This window comes from Winogradskyella endarachnes, from assembly GCF_009741275.1.
Taxonomy (GTDB): Bacteria; Bacteroidota; Bacteroidia; order Flavobacteriales; family Flavobacteriaceae; genus Winogradskyella; species Winogradskyella endarachnes.
Genome location: NZ_WOWS01000001.1, coordinates 1 through 13,788, shown reverse-complemented (window position 1 = coordinate 13,788; position 13,788 = coordinate 1). Strand labels below are relative to the sequence as shown.

At 30.5% G+C, this 13,788-nt stretch carries 12 protein-coding genes; all 12 read left to right on the top strand.

The features are described 5' to 3' along the window. The first annotated feature begins 34 nt into the window (after positions 1 to 34). The 12 genes from GN138_RS00055 to GN138_RS16115 all read left to right on the top strand — a co-directional run bounded on the left by GN138_RS00055 (position 35) and on the right by GN138_RS16115 (position 13,607). Positions 35 to 1,444 (top strand): trypsin-like peptidase domain-containing protein, encoded by a 1,410-nt coding sequence (locus tag GN138_RS00055; protein WP_157361279.1) that lies wholly within the window; start codon positions 35 to 37, stop codon positions 1,442 to 1,444. Positions 1,445 to 1,594: 150 nt separating this feature from the next. Then, a complete protein-coding gene (locus tag GN138_RS00050; RefSeq protein WP_157361278.1) occupies positions 1,595 to 3,043 on the top strand; it encodes a glyceraldehyde-3-phosphate dehydrogenase in 1,449 nt (482 codons plus the stop codon). A 255-nt stretch (positions 3,044 to 3,298) separates the two neighbouring features. After that, complete coding sequence (locus GN138_RS00045) at positions 3,299 to 3,907, top strand: tRNA (guanine-N1)-methyltransferase (RefSeq protein ID WP_157361277.1); 609 nt, start codon at positions 3,299 to 3,301, stop codon at positions 3,905 to 3,907. A 130-nt stretch (positions 3,908 to 4,037) separates the two neighbouring features. After that, positions 4,038 to 4,718 carry a tRNA (guanosine(37)-N1)-methyltransferase TrmD gene (gene trmD / locus GN138_RS00040; RefSeq protein WP_157361276.1) on the top strand — a complete coding sequence of 227 codons (681 nt, stop codon included), beginning with the start codon at positions 4,038 to 4,040 and terminating at the stop codon, positions 4,716 to 4,718. A 6-nt stretch (positions 4,719 to 4,724) separates the two neighbouring features. Then, positions 4,725 to 5,051, top strand: coding sequence for a hypothetical protein (locus GN138_RS00035; RefSeq protein ID WP_157361275.1), 327 nt, complete (start codon positions 4,725 to 4,727; stop codon positions 5,049 to 5,051). Between the two features lie 138 nt (positions 5,052 to 5,189). Beyond that, entirely contained in the window at positions 5,190 to 5,540 is a 351-nt protein-coding gene (gene rplS, locus GN138_RS00030; RefSeq protein WP_157361274.1) for a 50S ribosomal protein L19, read from the top strand. 717 nt (positions 5,541 to 6,257) lie between these two features. After that, positions 6,258 to 6,830 carry a pentapeptide repeat-containing protein gene (locus tag GN138_RS00025; RefSeq protein ID WP_157361273.1) on the top strand — a complete coding sequence of 191 codons (573 nt, stop codon included), beginning with the start codon at positions 6,258 to 6,260 and terminating at the stop codon, positions 6,828 to 6,830. A gap of 149 nt (positions 6,831 to 6,979) precedes the next feature. After that, the gene (locus GN138_RS00020) at positions 6,980 to 9,199 is read left to right on the top strand and encodes an NADP-dependent isocitrate dehydrogenase (protein ID WP_157361272.1); all 2,220 of its coding nucleotides are present in this window, start codon (positions 6,980 to 6,982) and stop codon (positions 9,197 to 9,199) included. 141 nt (positions 9,200 to 9,340) lie between these two features. Further along, positions 9,341 to 11,716: a TonB-dependent receptor gene (locus GN138_RS00015; RefSeq protein ID WP_157361271.1), complete on the top strand. Its 2,376-nt coding sequence runs from the start codon at positions 9,341 to 9,343 to the stop codon at positions 11,714 to 11,716. A gap of 2 nt (positions 11,717 to 11,718) precedes the next feature. Further along, positions 11,719 to 12,534, top strand: coding sequence for a DUF4249 domain-containing protein (locus GN138_RS00010; protein ID WP_157361270.1), 816 nt, complete (start codon positions 11,719 to 11,721; stop codon positions 12,532 to 12,534). A gap of 40 nt (positions 12,535 to 12,574) precedes the next feature. Next, the gene (murQ, locus tag GN138_RS00005; RefSeq protein WP_157361269.1) at positions 12,575 to 13,387 is read left to right on the top strand and encodes an N-acetylmuramic acid 6-phosphate etherase; all 813 of its coding nucleotides are present in this window, start codon (positions 12,575 to 12,577) and stop codon (positions 13,385 to 13,387) included. Continuing rightward, a complete protein-coding gene (locus tag GN138_RS16115; RefSeq protein WP_231743005.1) occupies positions 13,374 to 13,607 on the top strand; it encodes a DUF6095 family protein in 234 nt (77 codons plus the stop codon). The genes murQ and GN138_RS16115 overlap by 14 nt, the downstream gene beginning before the upstream one ends. Positions 13,608 to 13,788 lie beyond the last annotated feature (181 nt).

Below are 13,788 nucleotides of genomic sequence, written 5' to 3'. Positions count from 1 at the left end.
AGAAAAATATAATTAAACTTAAATCTGAAAAATTATGAAGAAGATTATAACATTAGTATTTGTTTCGGCATTAGGTGGACTTTTAACCTTAGGTGGTTACAAAATTTTTATTGAACAAGAATCACAATCAGTAGCTGTTGAAGCGTCCTCTGACCTTCCGGTATTTGTACCAGCATCTACACATAACACATTAAACACTAATAACGTCATTGCTCCTAATTTTATTGACGCTGCAGACAAATCTTTAGACGCTGTTGTGCATGTTAAAAACACATCTATTGTTACTGCACCAACCTCTATGCGAGATTTATTTTATGGTCGACAATCTCAACGCGCCCAAGTAGGTACAGGAAGTGGTGTAATTATTTCGCCAACGGGTTATATTGTTACCAATAACCATGTTATTAAAAATGCGAATGAAATTAGTATTACCTTAAATAATAATAAAGCGTATATGGCCGAATTAATTGGTACAGACGAAACTACTGATATTGCTTTATTAAAAATTGATACTGATGAAGACCTACCGTTTATGGCTTTTGGCGATTCTGATAACGCAAAAGTTGGTGAATGGGTTTTAGCGGTTGGTAATCCGTTTAATCTTAATTCTACGGTCACTGCAGGTATTATAAGTGCAAAGTCTAGAGATTTATCTGGTAATCATTCGCAATCATTTATACAAACTGATGCTGCCGTAAACCCTGGGAATTCAGGTGGTGCTTTAGTTAACACAAATGGTGATTTAATTGGTATAAATACTGCTATTTCATCACAAACAGGTTCTTACATCGGTTATTCATTTGCTGTACCAAGCAATATTGCACGTAAAATTGTAAATGACATTATGGAATATGGCAACGTACAAAACGGTATTTTAGGGGTTGTTGGTGGTGCTTTAAATAGTGAAGCCGCTGAAGAATTAGGAACTGACACTACAGAAGGTTTCTATGTAAGCGAAGTACAAGAAGATACAGGAGCAGAAAAGGCTGGTATACAATCTGGTGATATTATTAGTAAGATAGATAATGTTAAGATTCATAAATTTTCTGACCTAACAGGTTATTTAAAAACTAAAAGCCCAAATGATGTTGTTAATGTTACATTATTAAGAGATGGTGATGAAGAAACGTTACCCGTAACCCTATTAAAACCATCAACATTTATATTACCAACTATTGGTCTTATAAAAAATGCTACTAAACAAGACCTTAAAAAGTATAATGCAGATTCTGGTGTAAAGATTTCTAAATTTGATAAAAACTATGAGGCCTATTGGCACAAAAATGGTATTCAAGAAGGCTCTATTATTTCAAAAATTAATGGAAAAGAATTAAAAACTATTGAAGATGCCGAGAATGCATATAAAACAAAGCAAATAAATGAGCCATTACAAATAGAGGTTATTAACAATAGAGGTGAAAAAGTAGTCTACAATTTTAGTTAGAATACAACAAATATTAGGTTAAAAGAGCCCTTCAAAGTATTATTCTTTGAGGGGTTTTTATTTTCGACAAAATGTATTACGAAAACGTTTGAAATAAAGTACTTTTGCAAAATAAATAAACAACAATTTAATCTCTTAACCAATTAAAATATGGGTTTTAATGCCACTTACGAAAAGGAGTTAGCGTTTCAGGCTGATCGCAGAAGAGCTACAGTAGAATTTATAAAAATTATAAGTGATTTATGGTACGATAAATCTATTGAGCTTGTTCTGTTTAGAAATCAATTAATAGACAGAAATGTGAGCGAAATTTTAAATCTGCATGAATATGCAGGTGAATTTGTTCAAAAACCAATTTCAATTTTCGATTCTGTAGAAATTGCACAAGCCATTAGTGCTTTAAATTTTCCACCAGCTAAGTTAGACATCGGAAAACTAACTTACGAGTTTCATTTAGAAGACCAAAAGTATAGCAATGCAACAGCCTTTGTTGCCGCAAAGCTAGGTGAAGCTAAAGACATCAAAAATATTGAACCTAAAGATGTCGTTCTTTACGGTTTTGGTAGAATTGGCCGTTTAGTTGCACGTGAGTTAATGACGCGCACTGGTAAAGGTAATCAATTAAGATTAAGAGCCATTGTTACAAGAGGAGACATTAATGAAAGCGTTTTAGAAAAACGAGCTTCTTTATTAAGAAACGATTCTGTACATGGCGATTTTTCTGGTATGGTTGGAGTTGATGCAAAAAACGCTGCTTTAATTATTAACGGAACAACAGTAAAAATAATATCTGCTAATAAGCCAGAAGACATAGATTATACTAAACATGGAATAACTAAAGCTTTAATAATTGATAACACAGGTGCATTTAGAGATAAAGAAGCGCTGAGCAGACATCTTAAAGCAAAAGGTGTTGACAAAGTTTTATTAACAGCACCAGGAAAAGGGATTCCAAATATTGTACATGGTGTAAACCATACTGAACACAATCCAGATAAAGTAAAAATCTTTTCTGCCGCGTCTTGTACAACCAATGCCATAACACCAATTTTAAAAGCCGTAGAAGATTCTTTTGGTATAGCAACAGGGCATTTAGAAACTATCCATGCGTATACCAATGATCAAAATTTAGTAGATAATTTTCATGGTAAATATAGACGCGGACGAGCTGCGGCATTAAATATGGTAATTACAGAAACAGGTGCTGGCAAAGCCGTAAGTAAAGCATTACCATCTTTAGAAGGAAAATTAACATCTAATGCTATTAGAGTACCTGTGCCAAATGGTTCTTTAGCTATTTTAAATTTAGAATTAAAAAACGAAACTTCTTTAGATAGTTTAAATACTATAATGAAGAAATATGCACTAGAAGGTGATTTGGTAGAACAAATTAAATATGAAATGAGTGACGAATTAGTTTCTAGTGATATTGTTGGTAGTTCTGCGCCTTCTATTTATGATAGTAAAGCCACAATAGTTAGAAAAGACGGAAAAAATGCTATACTATATATATGGTATGATAATGAGTATGGCTATAGCCATCAAGTAATACGTTTAGCAAAATATATTTCTAAAGTAAGACGATTTACGTATTATTAGAAGATATGAATAAGAAAATAGAAAAAATCTTGTCTTTTGGCAAGATTTTTTTGTTTAAAAATACTTGAACATTAATACTTTAGCTCTTCAATTTTAAAGACCTTATTAGTATTAACTTGCACTAAGATCTAAACTCTAAAACTATTCGTATATAAAATGCTTTGCTCAATTAGGAAGCTAATTGTTTAATAAATCTTCATAAAATTATTATCTTGGCAAACGTTTAATCCATTAAAATAAAAAACCAAACCTTAGATGAAATTCCTAACCAAAGTCTCTGTTATTCTTTTAGTTACACTTAGTTTTCAATCCATTAAAGCTCAAACTGAAACAGAAACAGAAGAGAAATTATCTCTTAACAGTGGTACAATAGATAATCAGTTTGAATATTTAATTCAGAAGTCTGGTAAGTATCAAGATTATAAAGTTGTAAAGAGAACATGGTTATATACATTAAAAGCTCATGTGGCAGATACCCTAAAAGCTGTGCATAAAGATTTATCAGACACACAAGCGGTTGTTAAAAAACAAGCTGATGAAATTGAAAGCTTAAAATCTAATTTAGAAAATACAAAATCTGCATTAAACGCAACAAATGATGAGAAAGATAATATTTCGTTATTTGGCGTTCAAACTAGTAAGGCTAGTTATAAAGTTTTAATGTGGAGTATTATTGGAGCGATAACAATATTATTATTGTTTTTTATTTATAAATTTAAGAATAGTAATTCACTTACTAAACAAGCAAAATTTAAGTTAGAAGAAGTAGAAACAGAGTATGAAGAACATAGACGTACTGCCTTAGAACGCGAGCAGAAAGTTAGACGTCAACTTCAAGATGAGATAAATAAACAAAAGTCTTAAGCTAACAGTATCTAATTTAAACTTAATCCGTAATGTATGATTATGTTTTTTTAATAAAAAAACAGCACCTTAATTACCTGTAATAACTTACCTCAATTAACCCTATCTTTGCTAACTATATAAAATACCTATGCGCATAGATATAATTACTGTTTTACCAGAACTTTTAAAAAGCCCGTTTGAAGCCTCAATTTTAAAACGTGCTATAGAAGCAGGATTAGTAGAAGTACACTTTCATAATTTAAGAGATTATGCAACGGGCAACTATAAATCTGTAGACGACACTCAGTTTGGAGGTGGTGCAGGTATGGTAATGTCTATTGCTCCCATTGATAAATGCATTTCTAAGTTACAAGAAGAACGTAATTATGACGAAATTATATACATGACACCAGATGGTGAGCAATTAAATCAAAGCATTGCCAACCAAACATCTTTAAAAGAAAATATTATTATTCTTTGCGGACATTATAAAGGTGTAGACCAACGTGTTAGAGATAAATTTATCACACGCGAAATATCAATAGGCGATTATGTGCTCTCTGGAGGTGAATTAGGAGCTGCAGTTCTATGCGACGCAGTAATAAGATTAATTCCAGGAGTTTTAGGAAATGAAACCTCTGCCTTAACCGATTCGTTTCAAGATAACTTATTAGCACCTCCTATTTATACAAAACCTAGAGAATATGATGGCATGAAGGTTCCTGAAGTTTTGTTTAGCGGAAATTTTGCAAAGATTGAAAAATGGCGAGAAGAACAAGCTTATAAAAGAACACTAGAAAGACGGCCTGACCTTTTAGAAGATAAATAATACGCTATGAATAATTCAACAGAAATTTTATTTTCAATAGGTCAGTCAATGTATGGTTTTACAATGTTAATAATATTAACTGCTACAATTATACTTTTTATAAAAAAAAGAACGCCAGCAACATGGATGATATTAATTGGTTATTTATTAGTTTGTATTTCTTATTTAACAAGTCTTATAATAATAACCATTGCAGGTAGAAGTAGCATGGATACAATGTTACAAATTCAAGGTATTTCTTCTATAGTTAAGAGTTTATCGTATTTAATTTTTGCAATAGGGTTAATAATGTTAGCGATAACAGAATTTTCAAAAAAAGAATTTAGACCATAAATAAATTTCATAATTAAAAATAATACTCTAAAGCATTGCATATTTTATAAAAAGCATTACTTTTGCAAACCAATTTAGACTAACCTCTGGCGAAAATCGTGAATGTTGCTTTAAATCAACTTTTATAAATAAAACAAAATGAATTCTTTAGTAAAATTTGTACAAGACGAATTTGTAACTCGTAAAGACTTACCAGAATTTGGAGCTGGTGATACAATCACAGTATTCTATGAAATAAAAGAAGGAAGTAAAACACGTACACAGTTCTTTAAAGGTGTAGTATTACAACGTAAAGGAGCTGGTTCTTCTGAAACGTTTACAATTCGTAAAATGTCTGGTACTATTGGAGTAGAGCGTATCTTCCCGGTTAACTTACCAGCCTTACAAAAAATTGAAGTTAATAAACGTGGTAAAGTACGTAGAGCTAGAATATACTACTTTAGAGGTCTTACTGGTAAAAAAGCAAGAATCAAAGAAGTTAGAAGATAATTCAAACTTATATTTTATAATTAAAAGCCTTCTTTTTAGAAGGCTTTTTTTGATTACAAACATTTGTTAATAACTCTAGTTTATAAATTGTTGATATCTAAATTGTTAAAATTTACAGATATTCATAAAAAACACATACTTTTACAAAACAATTAACAAAAGGATTTGAATTATTTTACAAATCAGCGTTAATTATTATAGAGACACGTTCTTTATGTATTAAGGTTGTTTTTTGAGATTGTAAAGCAACTTGTTTAACAAGTGTTTGTGTAGCAATCATAAACAAAAGATATAATAAAGTACATATGTAGTTTATTATATTAACGTTTAAAGCTTAAAAAAGTAATGGAAACGAAAGTTAATATGAAAAAAATGAGCAATGTTAATATCTAATTGTTGTGAATTCAATTAATTAGAAAAACATCAAAAAAAAACAAACCTTAGAAACAGAGTAATATCAGGTCAATACATTTTGAAAGATATAAAATGTTTCGAATTTTGAAACATAAAACCTTTTTCTAAATTAAAGCGATTGCGTTTTAATTGCATAAGCGAAAGCTAATAGATAAAGTTAGTATTGTTTCTAAGAAAGCCATATCAACACAGATTATTCTGAGTGATATGGCTTTTTGCTTTTTATAATATATTCTATTTCATTCTTCATTCTAAATACACTTTTATTTTTAATTACAGTTAATTCTTTTGTATTCTTGCAAAATGAACTTACCATTAATAGATAATAAGTATTTCAACTCAAAAGATTTTACTACTAACCTACTCACTAAAGCAGAATATTTAGATTGTACATTTACTAATTGTAATTTTGAAAACTCAGATATTTCTAATATCAATTTTATGCAATGTGATTTTGTAGACTGTAATTTTAGTAACGTAAATGTTATGCATACCGTTTTTAACGATGCTAATTTTACCGGTTGTAAAATTATAGGTGTATTATTTCAAAATTGTAATTCATTTTTACAATCCTTTAATTTCAAAAATTGCAATTTAAATTTAAGTAGCTTCTATCAACTAAAAATTAACAAAACAAAGTTTGACAATTGTACCATGCACCAAGTAGATTTTACAGAAACTGAAGCCAAACAAGTAAACTTTAATAACTGTGATTTAAACAAATCTATTTTTGAAAAAACTAACCTAGAACACGCTAATTTTACTACTGCTGTTAATTTCAACATCAATCCATCATACAACCAAATTAAAAATGCGTTATTTTCAAAAAACAACCTTTCAGGACTTTTAAAAAGCTTTAATATTAAGATAAAATAATAAATTGGTGGTATTAACTAATAAATTATTAATTCCTTAAATAATGGTGTGCTTTACTATTAATCTAGCAACTGTAAAAATCAAACGTTTTCGTATATTTGCTCTGCTTAATTTTAAGCAACATTTTACACTAAATATTTTCAAGACTTATGACAAAAACAGCAAAGATTGTTTATACAAAAACGGATGAAGCACCTGCTTTAGCAACACGTTCATTTTTACCAATTGTTAAAGCATTTACAAAGTCTTCTGGCATTACTATTGAAACAAAAGATATATCATTAGCTGCTAGAATTTTAGCTGCTTTTCCAGATTTTTTAACGGAAGACCAAAAAGTAGCAGATGCTTTAGCTGAATTAGGTGAATTAGCAAAAAAACCAGAAGCTAACATTATTAAGTTACCTAATATTAGTGCTTCGGTTCCACAACTTACTGCTGCTATAGAAGAGCTTCAGGCTAAAGGTTATAAACTTCCCGATTATCCAGAAGAACCAGAAAGCGATACAGAGAAAGAAATTAAATCTCGATACGATAAAATTAAAGGTAGTGCTGTTAATCCGGTTCTTAGAGAAGGAAATTCAGACAGACGCGCACCAAAAGCCGTTAAAAACTATGCCAAGAAAAACCCTCATAGTATGGGAGCTTGGACAGCAGATTCTAAAAGCCATGTAGCAACAATGTCTAGCGGAGATTTTGCTCATAATGAAAAATCAGTAACATTACCTGAAGCAACATCTGTAAATATTATCCATACAGACTCTAAAGGAAAAACTACTACTTTAAAAGAAGGTTTAGCCCTTTTAAAAGGAGAAATTATTGATGCTTCTGTAATGAGTAAAAAAGCGCTTTTAGAATTTTTAGAAGAACAAGTAGAGGATGCTTTAGATAAGAGTGTTTTGTTTTCACTACATATGAAAGCAACTATGATGAAAGTTTCTGATCCAATTATTTTTGGTCATGCTGTACGTGTTTTCTTTAAAGGTTTATTTGAAAAACATGGTAAAACATTCGATAAAATTGGTGTTGACGTTAACAACGGATTTGGTAACTTATTAGAAAAATTAAACGAATTACCTGAGGATAAACGCGATGAAATCCGAGATGATATTAGATTTGCTCTAGATCATAGCGCTGATTTGGCTATGGTAAATTCTGATCGTGGAATTACTAACTTACATGTTCCTAGTGATGTCATTATTGATGCTTCTATGCCTGCAATGATTAGAACATCTGGACAAATGTGGAATGCCGAAGGTAAACAACAAGATACAAAAGCAGTTATACCAGATAGTAGTTATGCAGGTGTTTACAGTGCAACTATTGATTTTTGTAAAAAACATGGTGCATTTGATCCTACAACAATGGGTACTGTTCCTAATGTTGGTTTAATGGCTCAAAAAGCTGAAGAATATGGCTCCCACGATAAAACTTTTGAAATTGTCGCAGACGGAAAAGTTGAAGTAATAGACGCAAATGGTAACACATTATTATCTCATAACGTTGAAGCTGGTGACATTTGGAGAATGTGCCAAGTTAAAGATGCACCAATCCAAGATTGGGTAAAATTAGCGGTAACAAGAGCAAGAGCTTCTCAAACTCCTGCTGTTTTCTGGTTAGATGAAAAAAGAGCTCATGACGCTGAATTAATTAAAAAAGTAAACACATACTTAAAAGACCATGATACAGAAGGTTTAGATATTAGAATTTTATCGCTCGTTGACGCTACTAAATTTACGTTAGAAAGAATTAAAGAAGGTAAAGACACTATCTCCGTTACAGGAAACGTATTGAGAGATTATTTAACTGATTTATTTCCAATATTAGAAGTAGGTACAAGTGCAAAAATGTTATCTATTGTTCCTTTAATGAATGGAGGCGGATTATTTGAAACAGGAGCTGGTGGATCAGCACCAAAACATGTGCAACAATTTGTTGAAGAAGACCATTTACGTTGGGATTCCTTAGGTGAGTTTTTAGCGTTAGCAGTTTCTTTAGAGCACTTTGCTGAAGTAAATAGTAACACAAAAGCTAGTATATTAGGTGCTGCCTTAGATGATGCCTCAGACAAATTGTTAGAAAACAGAAAAGGACCATCGAGAAAAGTAAATGAATTAGATAATAGAGGTAGTCACTTTTATTTAGCATTATATTGGGCTGAGGCATTAGCAAACCAAGATAATGATGCAGACTTAAAAGCTGAATTTACAGAAATTTATAAAGCATTATCTTATAATGAAGAGACTATTGTAAAAGAGTTGATTGATTGCCAAGGTAATTCTGTAAATATTGAAGGATATTATTTACCAAATGAAGATTTAGTGTCTAATGCAATGCGTCCAAGTAAAGCATTTAATTCAATTATAAATTAATAGTTGTTAGATTAATATTATGTTAAAAAGCTTCTTTCGAGAAGCTTTTTTTATGCTTTTAATTTATTTTTAGTGTAACATCAATAGCAGTTAGTCGTTGTATTATAAAAACGATATCAATCTATTCAATATTCATCACATATGAAATTATTTTTCAGAGGTCTTTTACTCTGTTTCTCATTAAGTAGCTTTAATGTAAAAGCTCAAGAAAAATTTACCATAAGTGGTACCATAACCGATAAACTTAGTAACGAGACTCTAATTGGTGTTAATATTATAATACCAGAATTACAAACAGGAACCATGACTAATGAATATGGTTTCTATTCAATTACATTACCTTCCGGTACGTATGATATTCAAATAAGTTATCTTGGTTTTAAAACATTAACAAAGAACGTAGAACTAACGTCTAACCAATCTTTCAGTTTTAAACTTGAAGAATCTGCAGAAAATTTAGACGAAGTTGTTATTACAGAAAATATTGAAAAACTTAATATTAAAAAACCTCAAATGAGTGTTAATTCTTTATCCATTAAAACCATAAAGAATATGCCAGTTGTTTTAGGTGAAGTAGATGTTATAAAATCTATAACACTGCTACCAGGAGTTACCAATGCTGGCGAAGGAGCCTCTGGTTTTAACGTAAGAGGTGGAGCTGCCGATCAAAATTTAATCTTATTAGACGAAGCTACAATTTTTAATTCGTCACATTTATTTGGTTTCTTTTCTGTATTTAATCCAGATGCTATTAAAGATTTAAAATTGTATAAAGGCGGAATTCCTGCTAAATACGGTGGACGAGTATCGTCTGTTTTAGATATTTATCAGAAAGAAGGGAATAGTAATTCTTTTCATATGAATGGCGGAATTGGCCTAATATCCAGTAGACTATTAGCAGAAGGGCCTATTAAAAAAGAAAAAGGGTCTTTTTTAATTGGAGGAAGAAGCAGTTATGCACATTTATTTCTTCCTCTGTTTGATATAGATAGTAAAGCACTATTTTATGATCTAAACACTAAATTAAGTTACAACCTTAACAATAATAATAACGTTTATTTATCTGGTTATTTTGGGCGCGATGTCTTTGAAATTTCAGATAGTTTCCAAAATACTTTTGGTAATACGGTATTAAACTTTAGATGGAACCATTTATTTTCAGATAAACTGTTTTCTAACTTATCACTAATATATTCAGATTATTATTACGGTTTAGAATTGAGTTTCGTTGAATTTGATTGGGTTTCTGGTATAAAAAATTTCAACCTTAAATACGATTTTAAACATTACATAAATAATAATTTTAAACTCGAATATGGGTTAAACAGTATGTACAACGATTTTAATCCAGGTGAAATTAATCCAACTACAGAAACATCTGGAATTAACCCTTATAAACTAATAGATAAATACGCATTAGAAAATGCAATATATATAGATGCAGAGCAGAACATAAGTGATAAACTATCTATTAGTTATGGCACTAGGCTTAGTATGTTTCATCGACTTGGCCAAAATGAACTCAATATATATGAAGATGATTTAGCCGTAACTTTTAACGAAGAAATTGGTATATATGAAAAAGGTGAACCTATAGGTACCGAAACCTACAATAGAAGTGATGTCATTGAATCTTTCACAAATTTAGAACCAAGGTTTGCAATTGCTTACCAATTAAACAATGTTTCTTCAGTTAAGGCTAGCTATAATAGAATGAGTCAATATTTACATTTATTATCTAACACTAATTCGCCTACACCTTTAGATGTATGGACTCCAAGTGGAAAATACACTAAACCACAATTGTTAGATCAAGTAGCAATTGGGTATTTTAAAACATTTAAAAATAGCGCCTACTCTTTAGAGGTTGAAAGTTTCTATAAAACCATAAAAAATAGAATCGATTATATTGATGGCGCAAATTTAACTGCAAATGATGCCATAGAACAAATTATTTTGAACGGAAAAGCGAGAGCCTATGGCTTAGAAGTTTTACTGAGAAAAAATGAAGGTAAATTTACTGGTTGGTTAGCATATACGCTTTCAAAATCTGAACAAAAGACTCCAGGAAGAACGCCTATAGAAACCGGAATTAATAATGGAGAATGGTATAATACAGCATATGATAAAACTCATGATATTTCTTTAACAGCAAGTTATGAACTTAATAAAAAGTGGTCATTAAGTTCCAATTTCATATTTCAAACAGGTCAACCAACAACCTATCCAAATAGTCAATATGAATATAATGGGATTATTATTCCAAATTATGAGGCTAGAAATTCAAGCAGATTACCATCTTATCATCGCTTAGATATTTCTGCAACTTATAACGCAAAACCAGAAAGTAAAAGCAATTTTAAAGGTGAATGGGTTTTCGGAATTTACAATATCTATGGACGTAAAAATGCTGCAAGTATTTCGTTTAGAGAAAATAGCGATACTGGCCGTAACGAAGCTGTTAAATTAGCTATTTTTGGAATGGTACCTTCTATATCTTATAATTTTAAATTTTAATCATGAAAAAAAATATAGTCATAATCATATTTCTTTCTTTGTGCTTTACATGTGAAGATGTCATTGATGTAAATCTAAACGAAGTAGAGCCAAGACTAGTGATTGAAGCCTCTATAAACTGGTATAAAAATACAACTGGGAATGAACAGAGTGTAAAATTATCTCTTTCTGCTCCTTTTTATGATGAAACAATTCCTCCAGCAAATAATGCTATTGTTCAAATTATAGATAATAATGGAACTACATTCAATTTTATAGAAGAAAATAACTCTGGTATCTATAGAAATTTTGATTTTATTCCTGTTATCGATGCAGAATATCAATTATTTATAAATTATGAAGATGAAGTTTATACGGCCACAGAAACTTTAAAATCAGTTGTCCCTATAGACTACATTGAGCAGAATAATGATGGAGGGTTTACAGGTGATGAGATTGAAGTAAAAGTATATTTTACAGATCCGCTAAACATAGATAATTATTACTTTTTTGAATATTCCACCAATATTTCAAATCCACCTTCCTTAGATGTAGCCGAAGACGAATTTATAGATGGTAATCAAATATTTGGATTTTATTCAGATGAAGACTTAGAATCTGGAGACGAACTCACAATTAAACATTTTGGTATTTCAAATCAATTTTATGAGTATATGTATCTATTATTACAGCAAGGAAGCGATGATGGAGGCGGTCCATTTGAAACTCAACCTGCAACAGTAAGAGGAAATTGTGTAAACATAACCAATGAAGATAACTACCCTTTTGGCTATTTCAGATTATCAGAAGTAGTAGAAGAAAATTATATTATTGAATAATTCAACCAACAGTAATACATCCTATATAATTATCCTACATATGTCATTTACAAAAACAACAGAGCAAGATTCTAAATATAATAATTTGGAAGATATGTCTATTAATGAGATTATAACCTCAATTAATAATGAAGACAAGTTAGTACCATTAGCTGTAGAAAAATCATTACCTCAAATAGAAAAAGTAATCGCCCAAGTTGTTTTAAAATTAAAAAAGGGAGGAAGATTATTTTATCTAGGAGCAGGTACAAGTGGAAGGCTCGGGATTTTAGATGCATCTGAATGCCCTCCTACATTTGGAGTCTCACAAGATTTAGTTATTGGATTAATAGCAGGTGGTGATAAAGCAATTAGAAAAGCTGTGGAAAATGCAGAAGATTCAATCAAACAGGGCTGGCAAGATTTGGTTGACTATAATATATCACAGAATGATATTGTTATTGGTATTGCAGCTTCAGGAACAACACCTTATGTTATTCATGCATTAGAAATGTGTAATAAAAATAACATAACTACATCATGTATTACATGTAATAAAAACAGTCCATTATCAGAAACGTCAAACTTTCCAATTGAAATAATAGTTGGTCCTGAATTCGTTACTGGAAGTTCCAGAATGAAAGCTGGTACAGCACAAAAACTAGTCTTAAATATGATTACAACAGCTAGTATGATTCAATTGGGCAAAGTCAAAGGAAATAAAATGGTAGATATGCAATTAAGCAATAATAAATTGGTGAAACGTGGAATTAAAATGATAATGACAGAATTAAATATCAACGAAACTAAGGCTCAAGAATTATTATTTAAATATAAATCCGTAAGACAAAGTATCATTAATGGAAGACAATAAAACAGATAAAGAAATATTAACAAAAGGCTTAAAACAACTAGCTATTTGTTTGGTATTAATGTTTTTGGGGCCAATTATGCTCCATATAAGCTTTAGTAATAAAGATAAGCCCTTGTACATTTTACTCCTCATCATATCCATTGTACTATGTGTTCTTGCTATTTCATTTCTAGCAATTGGCATAAATACCATTATGACAAGTATGTTTAAAAAGAAGTAATAACTGATTTATTTTCAGATTTAAATCATACAATAATTTAATTCAAAAAAAACCATTCACCAAAAACGGTATAAAAACGAAAAAACCCTTACTAGTTGTCTAGTAAGGGTTTAATTTAAATCGAATAAATCGATAAAAAAGGCGGCGACCTACTCTTCCACAGTCAAGCAGTACCATCGGC